Source organism: Hominenteromicrobium sp., assembly GCF_046974225.1.
GTDB lineage: Bacteria > Bacillota > Clostridia > Oscillospirales > Acutalibacteraceae > Hominenteromicrobium > Hominenteromicrobium mulieris.
Map to the genome: position 1 here is coordinate 33,027 of NZ_JBKWAE010000016.1, position 19,071 is coordinate 52,097.

At 52.0% G+C, this 19,071-nt stretch carries 20 protein-coding genes and 2 pseudogenes; 14 read left to right on the plus strand and 8 right to left on the minus strand.

Annotated features, from left to right (window positions below; all coding sequences use genetic code 11):
• Window positions 1–57: 57 nt before the first annotated feature.
• The 3 genes from ACLTX1_RS10915 to pyrH all read right to left on the minus strand — a co-directional run bounded on the left by ACLTX1_RS10915 (window position 58) and on the right by pyrH (window position 2,157).
• Window positions 58–789 (minus strand): isoprenyl transferase, encoded by a 732-nt coding sequence (locus ACLTX1_RS10915; protein ID WP_176821413.1) that lies wholly within the window; start codon window positions 787–789, stop codon window positions 58–60.
• Between the two features lie 19 nt (window positions 790–808).
• Window positions 809–1,363, minus strand: a complete 555-nt coding sequence (gene frr, locus ACLTX1_RS10920) for a ribosome recycling factor (RefSeq protein ID WP_176821412.1) — start codon at window positions 1,361–1,363, stop codon at window positions 809–811.
• An 83-nt stretch (window positions 1,364–1,446) separates the two neighbouring features.
• Window positions 1,447–2,157 carry a UMP kinase gene (gene pyrH / locus ACLTX1_RS10925; RefSeq protein WP_176821411.1) on the minus strand — a complete coding sequence of 237 codons (711 nt, stop codon included), beginning with the start codon at window positions 2,155–2,157 and terminating at the stop codon, window positions 1,447–1,449.
• A 250-nt stretch (window positions 2,158–2,407) separates the two neighbouring features.
• Here pyrH and ACLTX1_RS10930 point away from each other — a divergent pair, with 250 nt between their 5' ends.
• The 4 genes from ACLTX1_RS10930 (at window position 2,408) to gltA (ending at window position 7,165) form a co-directional block, all read left to right on the plus strand.
• On the plus strand, window positions 2,408–3,160 hold the full coding sequence (locus ACLTX1_RS10930; protein ID WP_412330924.1) for a hypothetical protein: 753 nt from the start codon (window positions 2,408–2,410) through the stop codon (window positions 3,158–3,160).
• A gap of 263 nt (window positions 3,161–3,423) precedes the next feature.
• A complete protein-coding gene (locus ACLTX1_RS10935) occupies window positions 3,424–4,641 on the plus strand; it encodes an iron-containing alcohol dehydrogenase (protein ID WP_308448811.1) in 1,218 nt (405 codons plus the stop codon).
• Window positions 4,642–4,904: 263 nt separating this feature from the next.
• A complete protein-coding gene (locus ACLTX1_RS10940; RefSeq protein WP_308448812.1) occupies window positions 4,905–5,747 on the plus strand; it encodes a sulfide/dihydroorotate dehydrogenase-like FAD/NAD-binding protein in 843 nt (280 codons plus the stop codon).
• 2 nt (window positions 5,748–5,749) lie between these two features.
• Entirely contained in the window at window positions 5,750–7,165 is a 1,416-nt protein-coding gene (gltA, locus tag ACLTX1_RS10945; RefSeq protein WP_412266933.1) for an NADPH-dependent glutamate synthase, read from the plus strand.
• A 79-nt stretch (window positions 7,166–7,244) separates the two neighbouring features.
• On the opposite strand, the gene ACLTX1_RS10950 is transcribed toward gltA, so the two are convergent.
• On the minus strand, window positions 7,245–7,400 hold the full coding sequence (locus tag ACLTX1_RS10950; protein WP_343284659.1) for a hypothetical protein: 156 nt from the start codon (window positions 7,398–7,400) through the stop codon (window positions 7,245–7,247).
• Between the two features lie 165 nt (window positions 7,401–7,565).
• On the opposite strand from ACLTX1_RS10950, the gene ACLTX1_RS10955 reads away from it, so the two are divergent.
• The gene (locus tag ACLTX1_RS10955) at window positions 7,566–8,162 is read left to right on the plus strand and encodes an SGNH/GDSL hydrolase family protein (protein ID WP_343284658.1); all 597 of its coding nucleotides are present in this window, start codon (window positions 7,566–7,568) and stop codon (window positions 8,160–8,162) included.
• A complete protein-coding gene (ybaK, locus tag ACLTX1_RS10960; RefSeq protein WP_308448816.1) occupies window positions 8,159–8,641 on the plus strand; it encodes a Cys-tRNA(Pro) deacylase in 483 nt (160 codons plus the stop codon). Before ACLTX1_RS10955 ends, ybaK begins: the two co-directional genes overlap by 4 nt.
• A 152-nt stretch (window positions 8,642–8,793) precedes the next feature.
• On the opposite strand, the gene tagD is transcribed toward ybaK, so the two are convergent.
• From tagD to ACLTX1_RS10980, 4 genes are all read right to left on the minus strand, one after another.
• Window positions 8,794–9,225: a glycerol-3-phosphate cytidylyltransferase gene (tagD, locus tag ACLTX1_RS10965; protein ID WP_176821403.1), complete on the minus strand. Its 432-nt coding sequence runs from the start codon at window positions 9,223–9,225 to the stop codon at window positions 8,794–8,796.
• Between the two features lie 3 nt (window positions 9,226–9,228).
• Entirely contained in the window at window positions 9,229–11,886 is a 2,658-nt protein-coding gene (locus ACLTX1_RS10970; RefSeq protein ID WP_412330925.1) for a CDP-glycerol glycerophosphotransferase family protein, read from the minus strand.
• Window positions 11,876–13,033 (minus strand): CDP-glycerol glycerophosphotransferase family protein, encoded by a 1,158-nt coding sequence (locus ACLTX1_RS10975; RefSeq protein WP_412330926.1) that lies wholly within the window; start codon window positions 13,031–13,033, stop codon window positions 11,876–11,878. The genes ACLTX1_RS10970 and ACLTX1_RS10975 overlap by 11 nt, the downstream gene beginning before the upstream one ends.
• A 372-nt stretch (window positions 13,034–13,405) precedes the next feature.
• The gene (locus tag ACLTX1_RS10980) at window positions 13,406–13,885 is read right to left on the minus strand and encodes a manganese catalase family protein (RefSeq protein WP_412330929.1); all 480 of its coding nucleotides are present in this window, start codon (window positions 13,883–13,885) and stop codon (window positions 13,406–13,408) included.
• A gap of 393 nt (window positions 13,886–14,278) precedes the next feature.
• Between ACLTX1_RS10980 and ACLTX1_RS10985 the strand changes: the two are divergent.
• The 8 genes and pseudogenes from ACLTX1_RS10985 to ACLTX1_RS11020 all read left to right on the plus strand — a co-directional run.
• A pseudogene (locus ACLTX1_RS10985) lies at window positions 14,279–14,401 on the plus strand (ParA family protein); the annotation flags it as partial.
• Entirely contained in the window at window positions 14,385–15,299 is a 915-nt protein-coding gene (locus ACLTX1_RS10990; RefSeq protein ID WP_412330927.1) for a ParB/RepB/Spo0J family partition protein, read from the plus strand. The pseudogene ACLTX1_RS10985 and the gene ACLTX1_RS10990, both read left to right, overlap by 17 nt.
• A 203-nt stretch (window positions 15,300–15,502) precedes the next feature.
• On the plus strand, window positions 15,503–15,838 hold the full coding sequence (locus ACLTX1_RS10995) for a hypothetical protein (RefSeq protein ID WP_412330928.1): 336 nt from the start codon (window positions 15,503–15,505) through the stop codon (window positions 15,836–15,838).
• Window positions 15,835–16,518 carry an antirestriction protein ArdA gene (locus ACLTX1_RS11000; RefSeq protein WP_308448821.1) on the plus strand — a complete coding sequence of 228 codons (684 nt, stop codon included), beginning with the start codon at window positions 15,835–15,837 and terminating at the stop codon, window positions 16,516–16,518. Before ACLTX1_RS10995 ends, ACLTX1_RS11000 begins: the two co-directional genes overlap by 4 nt.
• Window positions 16,519–16,654: 136 nt before the next feature.
• Window positions 16,655–17,701, plus strand: coding sequence for a Fic family protein (locus tag ACLTX1_RS11005; protein ID WP_308448822.1), 1,047 nt, complete (start codon window positions 16,655–16,657; stop codon window positions 17,699–17,701).
• A 113-nt stretch (window positions 17,702–17,814) separates the two neighbouring features.
• Window positions 17,815–18,324: a helix-turn-helix transcriptional regulator gene (locus tag ACLTX1_RS11010; RefSeq protein WP_308448823.1), complete on the plus strand. Its 510-nt coding sequence runs from the start codon at window positions 17,815–17,817 to the stop codon at window positions 18,322–18,324.
• Window positions 18,324–18,800: a hypothetical protein gene (locus ACLTX1_RS11015; RefSeq protein WP_308448824.1), complete on the plus strand. Its 477-nt coding sequence runs from the start codon at window positions 18,324–18,326 to the stop codon at window positions 18,798–18,800. Before ACLTX1_RS11010 ends, ACLTX1_RS11015 begins: the two co-directional genes overlap by 1 nt.
• A 117-nt stretch (window positions 18,801–18,917) precedes the next feature.
• Window positions 18,918–19,071 (plus strand): annotated as a pseudogene (locus ACLTX1_RS11020) (topoisomerase); the annotation flags it as partial.

The window sequence follows — 19,071 nt, forward strand, 5'->3', positions numbered from 1 at the left end:
TCGGAATGTAATAGAAACGCGGTACAGGGCGGCATGTGCCGCCCGCACTGCAAAAAATCATACACCGCCGAAACGGCGTTGTCTGCTGTTGAACTTTTCAATGGCTTCGTCCAAGTGCTTCGGCTTGAAATCCGGCCAGAGAATATCAAAATATTCAAATTCGGTATAGGCGCTCTGCCACAAAAGGAAGTTTGAGATGCGCTCTTCGCCGCTTGGACGGATGATGAGATCCGGGTCAGGCTGGCCGGCGGTGTACATAGCGCCGGAAAGCGTTTCCTCCGTGATGTCCTCGGGCGAAAGCTCGCCGTTTTTGACGCGCTCTGCCAAAATGCGTGCCGCGCGGGTGATCTCTGCACGGCCGCCGTAGTTCATGGCGAGGTTCAGCACCATGCCGGTCTTCACGCTGCTCGCTTCCTCCACGCGATGAATGAGCGCCTGTAAGTCGGGCGCAAAAGCGGAAATATCGCCGATAAAGCGCACCCGGATATTCTCATTCATGAAGTCGCGCAGCGCTTCCTCGAGGTACTGGTGGAAAAGCTTCATCAGCGCAGAGACCTCCTCTGCGGGGCGGCTCCAGTTTTCCGTGGAAAACGCGTAGAGCGTGAGATATTTTACACCGATAGACGATGCATACCGCGTGATGGTGCGGAAATTCTGCGCGCCCGCCGTGTGGCCCGCCGTACGCGGCAGACCACGCTTTTTAGCCCAACGACCGTTGCCGTCCATGATGATGCCGATATGTGCCGGCACCTGCACGGGCGTTTTGTTTTCTTTACTTCCAAATGCCATTTCGGAGCCTTCCTTTTGCTTACAGGGTGAGAACTTCCTTCTGCTTTGCGGCAGAGCGTTCGTCTGCCTGCTTTACGTACTTATCCGTCAGCTCCTGCGTTTTCTTTTCCGCCTGCTTCAGGTCGTCCTCGGTCAGTTCGCCGTCTTTCTTCATCGCCTTCAGCTTTTCCATAGCGTCGCGGCGGATGGAACGCAGGGCGATTTTCGCTTCTTCTGCCATGTGGCTGACGTCCTTCACGATATCCTTACGCTTCTCTTCGGTGAGCGGCGGGAAAATGAGGCGGATGGTCTTGCCGTCGGACTGCGGGTTGATGCCGATGTCCGAGGTCTGGATGGCGCGCTCAATGGCGCGGCAGACGGAACCGTCCCACGGCTGAATGGTCAGCACGCGTGCCTCCGCAACGGAAACGGCTGCAAGCTGGTTGACCGGCGTGGGTGCGCCGTAGTAATCGACCATGACCTTATCGAGCACAGCCGGGTTTGCGCGGCCTGCGCGGATAGCGGCGTAGTCGCTTTCGAGTCTCGCGATGGTTTTGCCCATTTTGCTTTCTGCTTTTGCCAATACTTCCTTCATAAGTATATTCTCCTATCTGTTATTTCATTATACGTTTTGTGTGCTCTTTATCAGGGCGCACAAGGCTTCTCCCCTAAAAAGCTTTAGTCCTTCGTGATGACCGTGCCGACGTTTTCGCCGCAGACGGCGCGGACGATGTTCTCCGGGTCCTCAATGCTGAACACAAGGAACGGGATGCCACGGTCGTTACAGAAGGAAGCGGCCGTCATATCCATGACCTGCAGGTTCTGATTGAGGATTTCCATATACGTGAGATGATCGTACTTCTTTGCGTTCGGGTTCTTCTTCGGGTCGCTGTCGTAAACGCCGTCAACCATGGTCGCCTTTAAGATGACTTCGGCGTCGATTTCTGCACCGCGCAGCGCTGCGCCGGTATCGGTGGAGAAGTACGGGTTACCCGTGCCGCAGCCAAACACGACAACGCGGCCTTTTTCAAGGTGACGCACCGCACGGTTGCGGATGTACGGCTCTGCAACCTCCTGCATGGCGATAGCTGTCTGTACGCGCACGTCAAGGCCGACCTGCTCGAGGCCGTCCGCCACGCCGAGTGCATTGATGACCGTAGCCAACATGCCCATGTGGTCTGCACGGGTACGGTCCATGCTGCCGCTGCTTCTGCCGCGCCAGAAGTTGCCGCCGCCCACAACGATGGCGACCTCGCAGCCCATATCCACGATCTTCTTGATGGGCTCGCAGATCTTGACAACAGTGTCAAAATCGATGCCGTGACCGATCTTGCCGGAAAGCGATTCGCCGCTGAGCTTTAAAAGAACTCTTTTGTACTTCAAATTCATACGTTCATCCTCGATTCTTTAGTATTCCATATCCTATGACGCACACCCGCAAATTTTTTCAATTTGCAAATGCACAGATTTATACTTATACTTATTTTACATGACAGACCCCGATTTGTAAAGCGTATTTCCGAAATGTTCACGGAAATGAAAAATTTTTGCACAATGCACGAAATTCAAACGGCGTTCACAGTTTTGTGCTAAAAGTGTCTTATACTTAAAAAAACGGCTGAAAGGAGTGAAAAAGCACATGCAGCTTAGAAAAACGATTTTAGCTTCCGTGCTTTCTGCGGCGCTTGCGCTCTCTGCGGCCGCCTGCGGCACAGCGGAAAACACACAAAGTGTGAGCAGCGCGGCGGCTTCAGAGCACGTAGCGGAAACGCCGACGCCTTCCCCCGAAGCGACCGCAACGGCAGCGCCTACCGCCGAGCCGACGGTAAAATCCACCGCATCTCCCGCACCGGAAAGCAACGAGGTAAGCGAAAACGCAGAGATTACTGCGGAGATTGAAGCGATGGCGCCGCTTTTGGAAGCACACATTCTGGCGCAGATGAACGGCATGGCGTTTGACGCGAATGATCCCGTTTACTTTTGGCAGACCACGGCCTTTGCGGTGGACAACTGCGGCATGACGTTTTACAGCGCAGAGACGACCGGCAGCGCGCTGGTGCTCTCTCGCGGGGTGATGGAAGAAATTGTGAGCGGACTATTCGAAAGCGCCGCAAATGAAGACCTGCCGGATATTCCCGACTCGCTTTCGGGTGAGATTTCGTACGATGCGAACAGCGACACCTATGCGCGGCCTATAAGCGGCGGCGGCTTTTCCGTGGACATACAAAACTGTGTGAAAAGCGGAGATGTGTACACCGTGACGGCAGCGCTCATCCGCGACGAGAACGAGGCGGAACCGCAGGCAATCTTCACAGCGGAGCTCGTGCCGAATCCGCGCGAGGACAATACCGTATTTTTATATAGTATACGCACCGTGAAACAAATTTCATAAGCAAATTAAAAATGTCGCGCAGAATGTGTATTTCTTCTGCGTGACATTTTATTATCAAACTCTCTGTGAAACACAACAAAATAGTTCCCTAACACTCCGTTCATTTTTAGTACATGTATATCAATATAGAAATATCAATATGCGAATTTAGCACTTAACAAATCAAAAATTTTGATATACAATACAGTCGTAAAAAGAAGTTAGGTGGTGCAAACCACCGAGCTTTGCGATAAATTGCTTCACATAGAAAGGGCGATAGACTTATGGCAAGATTTACACTTCCCCGCGATTTGTATCATGGCAAGGGTGCTTTGGAAGAACTGAAGCATTTTGAAGGCAAGAAGGCTGTTGTTTGTGTAGGCGGCGGCTCCATGAAGCGTTTCGGCTTTTTGGACCGTGCAGTCGGCTATCTGAAGGAAGCCGGCATGGAGGTCGAGCTGATTGAAGGCATTGAGTCTGACCCGTCTGTTGAGACCGTTATGAAGGGTGCGCAGAAGATGATCGAGTTCCAGCCGGATTGGATCATCGCGATGGGCGGCGGCTCTCCGATCGATGCCGCAAAAGCTATGTGGATCAAATATGAATACCCGGACGTTACGTTTGAGGATATGTGCAAGGTCTTCGGCCTGCCGAAACTGCGCCAGAAGGCACACTTCTGCGCCATTTCCTCTACTTCCGGCACCGCAACGGAAGTGACCGCGTTCTCCATCATCACCGATTATCAGAAGGGCATCAAGTACCCGATCGCTGACTTCGAGATTACCCCGGATGTCGCCATCGTTGACCCGGACCTTGCCGAAACGATGCCGAAGAAGCTCGTTGCGCACACCGGTATGGATGCTATGACCCATGCGATTGAAGCATATGTTTCCACCGCAAACTGCGATTTCACCGACCCGCTCGCCATCCACGCAATCGAGATGATTATGAAGGACCTTATCCCGTCCTATAATGGCGATATGACCGCCCGCGACAACATGCACAACGCACAGTGTCTGGCCGGTATGGCGTTCTCCAACGCTCTGCTCGGCATCGTACACTCCATGGCACACAAGACCGGCGCTGCGTTTGCCGATTACGGCGCACACATCATCCACGGCGCTGCAAACGCTATGTACCTGCCGAAGGTCATCGCGTTCAACGCAAAGGACGAGACCGCAAAGAAGCGTTACGGTGTCATCGCCGACTACATGCACCTCGGTGGCAACAACGACGACGAGAAGGTACAGCTGCTCATCAAGTACCTGCGCAACATGAACGACGAGCTGAACATTCCGCACTGCATCAAGCACTACGGCCCGGACAGTTTCCCGACCGAGAACGGCTTTGTACCGGAGAACGTCTTCCTTGAGAGACTGCCGGAGATTGCAAAGAACGCTATCGCCGACGCCTGCACCGGTTCCAACCCGCGTCAGCCCAGCCAGGAAGAAATGGAAAAGCTGCTTAAGTGCTGCTACTACGACACGGAAGTGGACTTCTAAGTCTATAAAGACAATCTATAACGCACCCCGGGCATCTGTCCGGTAAAAGGACATCTTATCCCTGCCGCCCGGTATTTCTTCGGAAATCGCCGCACGGCAGGGATTTCCTGTCTTTTCCCGTTGTAATTTTGATATTTCTCTGTTATAATAGTATCGTTTGCAGGTTTTAAAGGCAAAAATTGCAAAACCGGCATCCGACACAGACAAAACTTAGGCAAAACCGCACAAACTGCGCACATGCCTGAAGGGAAAGGTTTTGAAGTATGTATAAGATCGTTAAAAAACAGCCGCTGAACCCCACGGTGACGCGGATGGAGATCGAGGCGCCGCTCATTGCGAAAAAAGCAAAGCCCGGCCAGTTTATCATTCTGCGCGTAGACGAAAACGGCGAGCGTATTCCGCTGACCGTTGCCGGCTATGACCGCGAAAAGGGCACCGTTACAATTATTTTCCAGATTGTCGGCGCAACGACCGAAAAGCTCAACCACTTAAACGAAGGTGAATGTCTGCACGACTTCGTAGGCCCGCTTGGCGTACCAACGCATGTAGACGGCCTTAAGAAGGTCTGCGTTATCGGCGGCGGCGTAGGCTGCGCCATCGCACTGCCCATTGCCGAAGAGCTGCACGCCATGGGCGCGGAAGTCACCTCTATCATCGGCTTCCGCAATCAGGATCTCGTGATTCTGGAAGACGAATTCAAGGCTTGCTCCGACCACTTCACGCTGATGACGGACGACGGCTCCTACGGCGAAAAGGGCAATGTCACCGCCCCGCTGAAGACGCTGCTTGAAAACGGCGAGCGTTTTGACGAGGTCATCGCCATCGGCCCGCTGATCATGATGAAGTTCGTCTGCCTCACCACAAAGGAATACGACCAGAAGACCGTTGTTTCCATGAATCCGATCATGGTAGACGGCACGGGCATGTGCGGCGGCTGCCGCCTGACCGTTGGCGGCAAAACGAAGTTTGCCTGCGTAGACGGCCCGGACTTTGACGGCCACGAGGTCGATTTTGACGAGGCGATGAGCCGCTCCCGCAGCTACACTTCTTTCGAGCGCCACGCTTATGAGGAAGCCTGCAACCTGTTCAAGAAGGAGGTTGAGTGATCATGCCTAACATGAGAATGACAAAGAACCCCATGCCCTCACAGGACCCGAACGTTCGCAACAAGAACTTTAAAGAGGTCACACTGGGCTATACCGAAGAAATGGCGCTGGACGAAGCACAGCGCTGCCTGAATTGTAAGAACATGCCGTGCGTTTCCGGCTGCCCGGTCAATATTCATATTCCGGAATTCATCAAAAAGGTCGCCGAGCACGACTTTGAGGGCGCGTATCAGGTTATTGCGCAGTCCTCTTCCCTGCCGGCTGTCTGCGGCCGTGTCTGTCCGCAGGAGACGCAGTGCGAAGGCAAGTGCGTGCGCGGCATTAAGGGCGAACCGGTCGGCATCGGCCGTCTGGAGCGTTTTGTTGCCGACTGGCACAACGCACACGCTACCGTTGCCACCATCACCGCGCCGAAGAACGGCCACAAGGTTGCCGTTATCGGTTCCGGCCCTGCGGGTCTTACCTGCGCGGGCGACCTCGCAAAGCTGGGCTACGACGTGACGATTTACGAAGCGCTGCACCTTGCAGGCGGCGTGCTCGTGTACGGCATCCCGGAGTTCCGTCTGCCGAAGTCCATCGTGCAGAAGGAAGTCGATAACCTCAAGGCGCTCGGCGTCAAGGTGGAGACCAACATGGTTATCGGTCGTATCCTGACGATTGAAGAGCTGAAGGACGAGTACGGCTACGAGGCCGTGTTTGTCGGCACGGGTGCAGGTCTTCCCCGCTTTATGAACATCCCGGGCGAGAACCTAAAGGGTGTGTACTCCGCAAACGAATTCCTCACCCGCAGCAACCTGATGAAGGCTTACCGCGATGATTCCACTACGCCGATCCAGCACGCGAAAAACGTGGCGGTCGTCGGCGGCGGTAACGTGGCCATGGACGCCGCGAGAACCGCAAAGCGTCTCGGTGCGGAGAACGTGTACATCATCTACCGCCGCGGCATGGCAGAACTGCCGGCACGTAAGGAGGAAGTGGAGCACGCAGAGGAAGAGGGCATCATCTTCCATACGCTGACGAACCCGGTAGAGATTTTGCCGACGGACGTCACCGACCCGCGTGACCCGAACTACGGCTGGGTCGCCGGTATTCGCTGCGTAAAAATGGAGCTTGGCGAGCCGGACGCTTCCGGCAGACGCAGCCCGATCGTCATTGAGGGCAGCGAATTCGATATTCCGATGGATTGCGTTATCATGTCCCTCGGTACTTCCCCGAACCCGCTGCTGAAAGCCACTACCCCGGGTCTTGAGACCCAGAAGCGCGGCCAGATCATCGCGGACGAACACGGCCTCACCTCCATCGAGGGTGTGTACGCAGGCGGCGACGCCGTAACGGGCGCCGCAACGGTTATCCTCGCCATGGGCGCAGGCAAGACCGCCGCAGCTGCGATCGACAAGTACATTCAGGAAAAGAAGTAAGTCAGCTTTTCCCCTAACCTAAAAATGAACGGCACCGGTGACAAATTTCATCGGTGCCGTTTTGCTGTGTTTGGCGGGTTTAATTTTCAAATGCTTTCCGCACCCACTGCGTCGTGTAGGCGTCTGCCGGGCGGTCTTTCCGCACGCCGGAACCGACCTGCACGCCCATCAAAATGCGCGGCTCACGCTCGGCAAATGCCATAAAACGCGCCAAAATTTCATCGTATCTGCCCATTTTTCACAGCTCCTTTTTTCGATCCTTTTAGAAAAATAAGCAGAGTATACCACGTTTTTCAGAGAAACGCAACGCCCTTTTGTATACTGCCGAAAGCATCTTGAATTTTCAAGATTTTGGCAGTATAATTCTATTGGCAAATCTACCCGAAAAGAGGTTTTCTGAATGAAAAAAGTGCTTTTGCTCGGCGATTCCATTCGCATGGGCTATGACGATTATGTAAAAGAAGAGTTAGACGGCAAGTGTGAGGTCGTTTACGATGCCGAGGACAACGGCCGCTTCGCTGCGTACACGCTGTGGCAGGCGAACCAGATGTTCAAGCATCACGGTCATTTTGACGTGGTACACTGGAACAACGGCTACTGGGATATGAACATTGAGGCTCCGATGACGGAGGCCATGCACCCCGTTGAGGAATATGTGCACTTCTTAAAGCGCATCATCAAGCTGTGCAGAGAAAACGGCGCGAAGATCATCTTCGCGACCACCACGCCGATTTTGGAGCCCGGCATGGCGGCAGACAACACCGGCACGCAGGCGGACAGCATCAACTACAATAACGAGTGGGTGGAGCTGTATAACGACGCCGCCAAAAAGCTGATGGCAGAGGAAAACATCCCGGTGAACGACCTTTACGCGCTGTGCAAGGAAGGCGAGCACTATTATAAGTGCCCGGATATGCTGCACCTGACCGAGGAAGGCTACCGCAAGTGCGCAAAGCAGGCGGCCGACATGATCCTGAAGGAGCTCGGTGAAGCATGAGCTCCGGCGTAAAAAAGACGAACGCCATGCGCATGCTGGACGGCGCGAAGATTCCCTATGAGGTGCGCACATATGAATTTGAGGAGACCGATCTCGCGGGCGTACACGCGGCAGACGCCGTGGGCATGCCGTATGAGACGGTGTTCAAAACGCTCGTTGCGCGCGGCGATAAGACCGGGTTTGTCGTGTTTTGCATCCCCGTAGCGGAGGAATTAGACCTCAAAAAAGCTGCCAGAGCCAGCAAAAATAAATCCGTGGAGCTTCTGCACGTGAAAGACTTGCTGCCGACGACCGGCTATATCCGCGGCGGCTGCTCGCCCGTGGGCATGAAGAAGGAGTTCCCGACGTATATCGACGAGACCGCCATGCTGTTTGATGCAATCGCCGTCAGCGGCGGTATGCGCGGCGTGCAGCTCATCGTAAACCCGGATCAGCTTTTGGGCTTCGTCAAAGGCGAGTATGTCGATTTGACGGCGTAACACAGAGCGAACTGTAACGGCGATAAAAACCTTTTGATCCAACTTTTCTCAAAAAAATTCACGCTCCCCTGCTTACTTCTTTAAAGTATCTGCAGCGGGAGCGTGTTTTATATCTGCTATTTTTATAAATAACTTTTTGCGAAAGCGTATAATCAGTGGTTCATGAGCGCTTCGGCATTTTCGTTTTCGTTTACAAGTCCGAGGTCGTGCTTGATCTTCGTGGTGGAGATGCCCGGCGTGCGCGGCAGGAAAACGAGCTCGCAGTAATCCTTGAGGTAGTCAAAGCGATCGCTGTTTTCCCAGTCACTGCCCATAACGACTACGTCCACATGGTAGTCCTTCACGTCGCTGATCTTCTGATCCCAGCTTTCCTCCGGAATGACGAGGTCAACGTAGCGAATGGCTTCGAGCATCATTTTGCGCGTTTCATAATCGTGAAACGCTTTTTTGCCCTTGCCGGCGTTGAACTCATCCGTGGAAAGCGCCACGATAAGATAATCGCCCAGTGCCTTTGCGCGCTTTAAAAGGTTGATGTGGCCGTAATGCAGCAGGTCAAACGTTCCGTAGGTCAATACTCGTTTCATGTTTTAGCCTTTCCTTTCGTTTTTTACAGCTTGCTCAATGCTCCGGTTTCTGTAAGAGTCATCGCCTGCCGTTACACTTTGAATATTCAGATGCGGCAAAATACGGAATACTTCCCGCGCGAAAACAGCATCGCAATTATACGTATTACGCTCTCTGCTGAAAAACAGCTTGATGTTTTCCGGCAAAGAAAGGAACATCTGCGTATCAATCACGGTGTAATCCAGCCAATCGTTATATTTATCGGTCAGCTCCTTGAGGGTGAGCTCGTTGAAATCCCTGCGCAGGAAAACCGCTACGGGCGCTTCCATGGAACAGAGCTGCTGTTCCAGCTCTTTCGCCCAACCCTTATGGTCGTTCTTTCCGACAAGATAAACATTTCGCGGCTGCTTTTTGTTTTCGGCATAATCGATCACTTCAAACTTCGGCGCTTTTCCGTAGAACAGCATGTCGTTCAGGTTCTGGATATTATCCGGCGCATCGTAATTTGTAAACATCTTATAATACGCGTCATACGCCGCACTGTTCACGTCTGCCTGCTTATCGTTTTCGTGCAGGTATGCGAGCATTTCATTCATGGTATAAATTTTGCGGAACGGGAGGTCGCGCACATCCATATACATGCCACGCTCTGCCATGTACGCATCATAGTCGTACATAAAGAGCACGATCGGCTTGCGCGTGATGGAAAAATCGAAGAAAACGCTGGAATAGTCCGTAATCAGCACGTCCACAGCATTCAAAAAGCTGTAACTGTCCACGTCATCCGGGAATTTTACAATATGCTTATAGCCTTCGATCGGCACTTTATCTTTTACAAGCGGATGCAGGTTCACGTACATGATCTGCTTATCCGTCAGCGCGCTGTCGAACTTTGTCAGCAGGTCGCGCACTTCCGCTTCGTACCCGCCTTTGTTTGCGCCGGAGCTCATCGCGCCGCGCCAAGTCGGCATGTAGGCAAAGGTTTCCTTGCCGTCCATTCCGTATTGCTTTCGCACCGCCGCTGCCGCGTCTTTATCCCAGAATATCGCGTTGCGCGGGTACCCGCTCAGGATCACCTTTCCCGTATAGAGGTGGTTCAGGTTGTAATCTTCCATCATGTGATCCATCGTATAGCGGTTCGGGTGCAGAAGATAGCTGCTGTGCAGGAAATTGCGCTGCATGTTGCTCATATCCTGAATGCCCATCGCCATTTTTTTGCCGAGGGTCTTCAGCGGCGTTCCGTGCCATGTATTCAAATAGACCTGCCCTTCACGGCGGATAAAATACGTTGGGAAGCTCACGTTATTTACAAGGTATCGGCTCGTTGCCAAAATCTTCTGGTATTTTCTCGAGCCGAGCGGGATAAGCTGCACACGGTTCAGACCATACGCATCTAATATCTTCCGGTGCTCGCCCATCAGCTCTTTTTTCGACGTGTAATAGATGGTAAACGTCGGGTCCTTTGCCAGCTCGCGCATCATTGCGAACGGCGAATCATTTAGGTTCGTACCGTGGAAGGATTCAAAAAGCACCTGCTTGTCGCAAAGCGGCTTCTTTTTACACGTGCGCACATAGTAGTATTTATTCAAATAACTGCGCTTTGAGAAAACCGTCAAAGCCTTGCGCATCGTTTTTGCCGCTTTGCCCAAAAGGCGCAGCACGGAATTCGGCATCATGCTGTAAAGATACCACGTGAACTCGTGCTTGGCCAAAGCGCCCATCAGCCGTTTTTTGGAGAAGAAAAAGTCAAAAAACACCTTGTTTCTGCGCCAGTCATCAAAATAGTGATCCAGATGCTGAAAGCCCTTACGGACGACTTTAAACTGCAGATCTTTATCTTTATATGCCGTAAAATCGCGGAAGCGCAGGATCGTGTGCTTCAAATTGATGAAGCCGAGCACCTCTTTAAACTCCTCGAATGCGCCTTCCCGAATATAGTATTCGTTCATGATTGCGAGCGAATCATACATCTGCAGGATGTTCTCGGAGAATGTCGCCGTGATTGCGCCTTCGCGCTTTAGAATATAGTAGTACAGCGGCTCGTTTACTTTGGAGATTCGGTTGGCATGCAGCATCAGCGGATAGATGGTCGCAATGTCCTCATAAATTTTCCCTTTCGGGAAGCGTATCCCCGTGCGCTCAAATAAGGCGCGGCGGTAAATTTTATTCCAGGCATACGGTGCATTTGTGTACAGAAGCTTCGGGTTTTCGTGCAGGCTCACACCGAACTCCAGCGTGCTGCCGCGCTGGAAAAAGCGCCGCGTTTCGGTATTTTCGTCTATGCCGTAATAGCCGCAAACCACAATGTCCGAATCCGTTTCAGCGGCGCGGTCGTACAGCTTTTGGTACATGGTCACGTTTAAATAGTCATCGCTGTCCACAAAGCCGATGTATTCACCGTGCGCATACGGAATACCGTAGTTGCGCGCATCGGATAGTCCGCCGTTTTCTTTGATAAGGCTTATCACCTTCTGCGGATATGCTGCGGCATAACGGTCTATGATCGCCTGCGAATTATCCTTTGTGCCGTCGTTGACAACAATGATCTCCATTTCTTCCAGCGTTTGCTTCACTAAGGAATCAAGGCAACGCTCCAAATACGCTTCAACGTTGTATACAGGAACGATAACGCTGACTTTTATCGAATCAAAATTACGTTCTGACTTCATTTTATCTATCATTTATCCCTTCTGTAAGGAAAGTCATTATAAGATCCACACAGCGCTGCGTGTTGTTCGTGTCATCCGTCTCCACGAATTCTTTTCTGAAGGCGGTGAGCTTTTCGTAATCGTAGGGCGTGTGGAGGATACAGTCGACCAGAGGCTCGGCTTTTGTGAATGCGCAGTGCGGCATCTCTGCAAGCGGGTCAAAGTTGAGGCCGCGCGTTTCCTTGTAGCGCTCTAAATCGTAAACGTAGAAATACACCGGCTTTTTGATGAGGCTCGCCTCAATGGAAATAGCGGAATAGTCCGTGATGACGGCGTCTGCTACTGCCATTAGCGTGAAGGTGCCGAACTCCGGGCACTCGCGGAACTTCGGCAGCACACAGCGGCGCTCCAAGCGCTCGCGGTCGAGTGGGTGCAGCCGCACGATGAGCAGCATACCCATTTTTTCCGCCGCCGTGATGAGCGGCTCAATCTCAGGCGTTTGCTCGCCGTCGCGGAACGTGGGAGCGTATAGGACGATCTTCTGCCCGCGCAGCTCCGGGTAGGCCGCGAAAAAACGGCGGCGGCAACGCGCGCGATTCATTTTCAAAATGGCGTCTACGCGCGGCACGCCGGTCACGCGCATTTTATCGGCAGAAACGCCGAACGCCTCCTCATAGGCTTTTGCTGTACGGTGACTCGCACAGAGCACGGCATCGTAGTGCTTATGCATCCCCATGCGCTCCGCAAGCTCTTTATCGCGCCCGCCGGGCACGGAAAGCGCCTGCCTGCCAAACTTCTTAATGGCGCCAAGCGCGTGCCAGACCTGCACCACACGCAGCTCTTTACGGTGATGCAGCACGCTGACCGGGATGCAGTAGCCGTCTATGATGCACACATGCGCGGTGGAAAGCTCCGCAGCGCAGTGCAGCAAATGGAAACAATAGCGCAGGAGCTCTAACGGCGTATCGCCCATTTCGCGGCAGAGATACACAAGGCGCACCCCTGGATCACGCACTTCAATCTCTGTGCCGAGCTGTTCAAAATCCGGCCGCTGGCTGTTCGACTGGCGGCTGATCATGACGACTTTTTTCTGCATGGGGCGCAGCTTCATGACGGCGTATACGGCGTTATACAGCGCTTTGAAAACGGAGATCAGCCCGAGCAGTATTCTTTTTTTCACAGAGGCTTCGCCCCTTTCTGTGCAGCGCCGTTCCATTTTTGCGCATAGCGTGTGGCCTTTGCCCGCACACCAAACACACGCTGCCAAATTTTGCCGTTGCGGAAAGCCGCACTTTTCCGCATTAAACAGAGTTAGTATACCACACTGTGCAGAAAATCGCCAGTGTTTTACCGTAAAGTTCGCCGTTTCATTAAATCTTTGTAACAGTACGGAAAAATTTGCGCCCGAACCCCCGTGAATTTGTCGCATTCGCAGGAAAATTCAGGGTATTTTGCCTCCTAACCCTGCGTCAAAATCGTCTAAAAAGTCACAAATTCGCCGTAAGCCATAGGAAAAACGGGCAAGCACCGAAAAAGTGCCGCCCGTTTTTGTTTAGTCGAACGAGGGGTTAAACGCGTAGAAGTTTTTGGAATCGAGTCGGTCAGTCGCGATGCGCAAGCCCTCGCCAAAGCGCTGGTAATGCACAATCTCGCGCTCGCGCAGGAACTTGATGGGGTCGCGCACATCGGGATCATCCGCAAAGCGCAGGATGTTGTCATACGTTACGCGGGCCTTCTGCTCGGCGGCGAGGTCTTCGTTGATGTCTGCCAGCGTGTCGCCCGTTACGGCGATGCACGCTGCACTGAACGGCGCGCCGGAGGCCGCTACCGGGTAAACGCCCGTCGTGTGGTCGATGAAATACGCATCAAAGCCTTGCTTTTGAATCTCCTCCTGCGTCAAATTCCGCGTCAGCTGGTACACGATTGTCCCCACCATCTCGAGATGAGCGAGTTCTTCGGTGCCTACATACGTGACAGAAATGCTCCGGTGTCCTTGTTTGGAGGACAAGCAGTTGAGTTTTGGACTTAAAATACATAGTCTTACCGAATTTAAGTCTGTAAAAAAGCGTTGCGATTCCGATAATGCAGAGCATTCAAAAAGCCCTGATTTCATCGAAAAAATGAAGCCAAAACGAATTGTAAATCTGTATGCAGTTGCTTCTGTATAAGTATTAACTGTGTAAGGACTGCTATTAAACTTGTATCTGCTTCTTGCGGACAAGCAAATCTGCACTTTTCAACTGGTTGCTTCAAGAAAAGTCGAAAATCACTCAATTTATCGCAGTTGATTTTGAGCTAAAAACCGAATATTTTGCCCGATTACATAGCCGTCTGCTGCGCCGCAGGCGGCTAAATTTATGTAAAGGAGGAAACCCATATGGCGAATTGCAAAGTAATCGCGGTGACGAACCAAAAGGGCGGCGTGGGCAAGAGCATTTTTGCCCACGACAAGAACGGCAAGGTCGCCGCCGCATACCGCTCGCTGACGAAGGAGGTGTTGGAGCTTGAGCGCAAAACCGAGAGATTTAGGGATGACGCCGCTCGATGATCTGTTCTCCACCGACGAGAGTCGTGCGGAAGCGCAGCTTGAAAAGGTCGTCACGCTGAACCCCGCCGACATCTCCGACTTTCCCAACCATCCGTTCAAGGTCAAGCAGGACGAGGCTATGGCGGAGATGGCGGACAGCGTAAAGCAGTACGGCGTGCTGGTGCCTGCCCTTGTCCGCCCCAAGGCGGACGGCGGCTATGAGATGGTTGCCGGTCACAGGCGAAAGTGTGCGGCAACACTGGCAGGAATCACCGAAATGCCCTGCATCGTCCGCAATCTCACTGATGACGAAGCGACGATCATCATGGTGGACAGCAATTTGCAGCGAGAAACGATCTTACCGTCCGAAAAGGCATTTGCCTACAAGATGAAGTTGGAAGCCATAAAACGGCAAGGTGAAAGAACAGACTTAACTTCTTCTCCACTGGATAAGAAGTTGAAAGGACTAACCTCTGCACAGCAGGTCAGTCAAAAGAGTGGCGACAGTCAGCCACAGATTTATCGCTATATCCGCCTGACCGAGCTGATTCCACCGATGCTGGACATGGTGGACAGCGGCAAGGTTGCTTTCCGCCCCGCCGTGGAGCTTTCCTACCTCTCCAAAGAACAACAGCAGAGCCTATATGACACGATGGAGTGCGAGGACTGCACACCGTCGCTGGCGCAGGCCATCAAAATGAAAGAGTTCAGCCGGGACGGAAAGCTGTCCGCAGAAGTTATCCTTTCCATTATGCAGGAGGAAAAGCCGAACCAACGTGAAAAGCCTGCTTTTCGCGACGAGCGAATAACGAGGCTCATTCCGAAATCGATTCCGCGAGGGCAGGAAACCGATTTTGTGATTCGAGCACTTGAATTTTACAATCGGCATTTGCAGCGCCGACGCGATCAGGAAAGATAAAGGGACGCCTTAGGGAGAGTCTGCCCTTTTGCGGAAGTGAAACGGCTGCGTAAATTTTCTCCCCCTCGCCACACCTCACCCCCTGTTACTCCCTGTACTACCCGAAAAAGAAAGATCACCGCTATATGTGGTCTGTATAGAAACTTTCCGAAAGGCAGCTGAAAAGCTGCTTTTTGTTTTTCAGAACGAACGGAGGAAAAAATATGGTTCATTTCTTTGATGCGGACATAGCGAAAAAATACGGAGTCAATGCGGCGGTGCTGACCTCCTTCCTTTGGGATTGTACCGAGCAGAAAAGCGCCGAATCGCCGCAGCTCCATGAGGGCAAGGTTTGGGTGCGCTGTTCGGTGCAGATGATGACCGGCTTTCTCCCGTTTCTGTCTTACGACGAGATCCGCTATGCCCTAAAGCGGCTGGTCAAGGGGCGGGTACTCACAAAAGGGCAATTCAACGAGAACCGCTTTGACCGCACGAACTGGTATGCCTTTACCGAGTTCGGACAATTTCTTATGGCAGAAAGCGAGGGACGGACGCAATGATGCACGTAGCAGATACAAGGGACTGCGCTTTTGAAGCCTTTATTACCAACCTCGGCAAATACAACGAGGGCTTTTTGGTGGGCGAATGGGTGGAGTTCCCCGTGACCAATGAAGAAATGCAGGCAGTTTTTCGGCGCATCGGCATCGGGCGGCGCTATGAGGAATGGTTCATCACCGACTATGACTGCCCGGACGAGGTTATCGGCAAGGTGCTCGGAGAATACGAGAGTCTGAGCGAGCTGAACTATCTCGCCGGGCAGATCATGGAACTGCGGGAGAGTGACGATTTCTGGCAGGCGGTTTTGGACTTGGGTGAGAACACCGGCAGCGTGCAGGAGCTGATCAACCTGACCGAGAATTTGGACTGCTTTGATTACCTGCCCGGTGTGCGGAGTGACTACGACCTCGGCTATTACTGGATTGAGGAAAGCGGATGCTACGACACAAGCAACCTTGGCGCACTGGCAAATTATATCGACTATGAAAGTTTTGGGCGCGATATTCGGTATGAAGAAGGCGGCGTGTTCGGGGATAACGGCTATGTGCGGTCAAACGGCGGCCGCTTTGTGGACATCTACGACGGCGACATCGAGAGCATCCCCGAAGAATACCGGATCAGCTCGCCTGTTGTGATGGAGCGTACCGAAGTCAAACGGCAAACGGAGCAGCCGGAACGATAGAATATGTGCCGTTTTCTGCATATACAATTCCATTATATGCACATATTTCAAGGAAAATATATGCATATAACTCATATAGTTGCTTGCTTTTCTGCATATAATATGCTATAATTATGTGCAGAAAGGCTGGTGCTGTATGAGAAAATTCGATTACTCCTTTTTGAATAACGGTTTGCTGCCTGCAAACCTTGTGAACCTCACTTTCAATATTGCGGCACTCAAAACAATGGCGGGTGTGCGCAAGGACGAATACACGCAGATCTTCACGGAGCTGGAAGCTGTTGCAAAGGTGCAGTCCATCAAAAGCTCCAACGCCATCGAGGGCATTGTGACCAGTGACGAGCGTATCGCCGCCATTGTCAATCAGAACAGCGCCCCGCTGAACCACAACGAGGCGGAGATCGCCGGGTATAGAGATGCGCTGAATGAGATCCACTTGGGCTATGAACATATTGACTTCCGGCAGAGCGACATTCTGCGGCTGCACGAAACGATGATGAGCTTTGCGGGCTATGAGTACGGCGGGCAGTACAAGACGGACGACAATGTGATTCTGGAGATCGACGCTGACGGAAACCGTCGTGTCCGCTTCCGTCCTACCCCTGCGAGCGAAGCGCCGAAATCAATGGAGCAGTTGGAGCTTGCTTATCTGGATGCACGAAACGATGCAAATATCAATCAGCTCCTTTTGATCCCCTGTGTGATTCTGGACTTCCTCTGCATCCACCCGTTCCGGGACGGCAACGGCAGAATGTCCCGCCTGCTCTCGCTGCTGCTGTTATACAAAAACGGCTTTGACGCAGGAAAATATGTGTCCTTCGAGGAACAGATCAACAATTACAAGGCATATTATTACGAAGCCCTGCGGCAGTCCTCGGCAGGATGGGAAACGAATGAGAACTCCTATTTCCCCTTTATCGAGAATTTCCTGTCCACCCTTTATATGTGCTATAAGGAACTGGACAAGCGGTTTGCGGTGGTACACGGCAAGAAAATCACGAAGAAAGCCCGTGTGGAAGCGACCGTCCTGAACAGCCTGACGCCGCTTTCCAAAGCAGAGATTTGCAAAATTCTTCCCGATGTCAGCCCCACGACCGTCGAAGCCGTCCTCGGCGCCATGGTCAAAACCGGCTCGGTAAAACGAATCGGCTCAGGACGGGCGACGAGATATATTAAGGCGTAAGGAGAATAACAATGTTTTTCTACGGAAAGACCATAGATGTTAATATGCGTTGCTTGCGGCAACGGCCCTTTTGCGATTAAAATAAGCGCATCAAGTCCTAAGGAGGCGTGGATATGTTGAATGAAAACATCAAAAGGGCAAGAAAAGCGAAAGGCCTTTCTCAAGAAGAACTTGCCGTAAAGCTAAATGTAGTAAGACAGACGGTATCAAAATGGGAAAACGGTTTGTCGGTTCCGGATTCTGATTTACTGATTTTTCTGGCAGAGGAATTAGACACATCCGTAAGTGCGTTGCTTGGTGAAACCATACAGGAGCAGGAGCCTGACGATCTCAAGACTATTTCCGAAAAGCTTGAGATAATCAACCTCCAGCTTGCCAAAAGAACCATGGCACGGACAAAGGTCATTCGGTGGGGACTCCTTTCTCTGTGCGCGCTGATCGTTATCGTATATGTCGTTCTTGCAGCAATGAAGAGTTCTTATTTGGGCTGGGATTACAGTAATCCTGAACTGGCGGTTGCGGGAACGATTCTACATGGTTTCGAGTTTATCTTTGCAAGGCTTGCCCCCATTGTGCTGCTTGTTTGCGTGGTTGGAGTCATGTTGACATGGAGGAAGCGGTAATGAAAAAAATCGTAATCACAGTCCTTGCCGTTGTCGCTGTGCTGGCCATTGCCGTGATCTTTGCGTTTCACAGGACAGACCAACCGTCAGAAATCAACGAGAACGAAATCGCCCTTCAGATACAACTTGATTTGAAGGAAGATGTGGGACTTCTTATTATTGATAGCGACATCGACGGGCAGAAAGAGAGTGGAGGCATCTCCAACGCGGATAAAACCATGCTTAAAAAAGACGATTTGATATATTGGTCGATTGATAAGCAACACTACGAAACCGTTTCTGATATGGTTGAGCTTTTATTGAATTTCACGGTTATCACAGAATACTGCGACCCAAACTATGAGAACATTTATCCTGAAGAATATACGATGCCGATGAAGCCAATTACTTTTACAGCAAAATTCGGTGATGCCTATTCGATTAGAATCACTGGCGATAAAGTAAATGGATACCAGGCAATTATGGAACAGGCATAATAAAAACGCAGGGACGGGCAGATTCACTTCGATAAATTGAATAGCACATACATAGCCGAGAGGTTTTCATTTTGAAAACCCCTCGGCTATTTTCATGTCAGAACGGAGGTGAAACATATGCCATATATCCCGCCGGAGGTGGTAGCGCGAGCCCGTGAGATGGACTTGCTGACCTATCTTCGGACTTATGAACCGCAAGAGCTGGTGCATTTCGGGGGCAGCACCTACTGCACCCGTGAGCACGACAGCCTAAAAATCTCCAACGGCAAAT

What these genes read in the sequence shown, in the direction of transcription:
- ACLTX1_RS10915 (WP_176821413.1), bottom strand. Translation starts at nt 789, where the DNA reads ATGGCATTTGGAAGTAAAGAAAACAAAACGCCCGTGCAGGTGCCGGCA.
- frr (WP_176821412.1), bottom strand. Translation starts at nt 1,363, where the DNA reads ATGAAGGAAGTATTGGCAAAAGCAGAAAGCAAAATGGGCAAAACCATC.
- pyrH (WP_176821411.1), bottom strand. Translation starts at nt 2,157, where the DNA reads ATGAATTTGAAGTACAAAAGAGTTCTTTTAAAGCTCAGCGGCGAATCG.
- ACLTX1_RS10930 (WP_412330924.1), top strand. Translation starts at nt 2,408, where the DNA reads ATGCAGCTTAGAAAAACGATTTTAGCTTCCGTGCTTTCTGCGGCGCTT.
- ACLTX1_RS10935 (WP_308448811.1), top strand. Translation starts at nt 3,424, where the DNA reads ATGGCAAGATTTACACTTCCCCGCGATTTGTATCATGGCAAGGGTGCT.
- ACLTX1_RS10940 (WP_308448812.1), top strand. Translation starts at nt 4,905, where the DNA reads ATGTATAAGATCGTTAAAAAACAGCCGCTGAACCCCACGGTGACGCGG.
- gltA (WP_412266933.1), top strand. Translation starts at nt 5,750, where the DNA reads ATGCCTAACATGAGAATGACAAAGAACCCCATGCCCTCACAGGACCCG.
- ACLTX1_RS10950 (WP_343284659.1), bottom strand. Translation starts at nt 7,400, where the DNA reads ATGGGCAGATACGATGAAATTTTGGCGCGTTTTATGGCATTTGCCGAG.
- ACLTX1_RS10955 (WP_343284658.1), top strand. Translation starts at nt 7,566, where the DNA reads ATGAAAAAAGTGCTTTTGCTCGGCGATTCCATTCGCATGGGCTATGAC.
- ybaK (WP_308448816.1), top strand. Translation starts at nt 8,159, where the DNA reads ATGAGCTCCGGCGTAAAAAAGACGAACGCCATGCGCATGCTGGACGGC.
- tagD (WP_176821403.1), bottom strand. Translation starts at nt 9,225, where the DNA reads ATGAAACGAGTATTGACCTACGGAACGTTTGACCTGCTGCATTACGGC.
- ACLTX1_RS10970 (WP_412330925.1), bottom strand. Translation starts at nt 11,886, where the DNA reads ATGATAGATAAAATGAAGTCAGAACGTAATTTTGATTCGATAAAAGTC.
- ACLTX1_RS10990 (WP_412330927.1), top strand. Translation starts at nt 14,385, where the DNA reads ATGACGCCGCTCGATGATCTGTTCTCCACCGACGAGAGTCGTGCGGAA.
- ACLTX1_RS10995 (WP_412330928.1), top strand. Translation starts at nt 15,503, where the DNA reads ATGGTTCATTTCTTTGATGCGGACATAGCGAAAAAATACGGAGTCAAT.
- ACLTX1_RS11000 (WP_308448821.1), top strand. Translation starts at nt 15,835, where the DNA reads ATGATGCACGTAGCAGATACAAGGGACTGCGCTTTTGAAGCCTTTATT.
- ACLTX1_RS11005 (WP_308448822.1), top strand. Translation starts at nt 16,655, where the DNA reads ATGAGAAAATTCGATTACTCCTTTTTGAATAACGGTTTGCTGCCTGCA.
- ACLTX1_RS11010 (WP_308448823.1), top strand. Translation starts at nt 17,815, where the DNA reads ATGTTGAATGAAAACATCAAAAGGGCAAGAAAAGCGAAAGGCCTTTCT.
- ACLTX1_RS11015 (WP_308448824.1), top strand. Translation starts at nt 18,324, where the DNA reads ATGAAAAAAATCGTAATCACAGTCCTTGCCGTTGTCGCTGTGCTGGCC.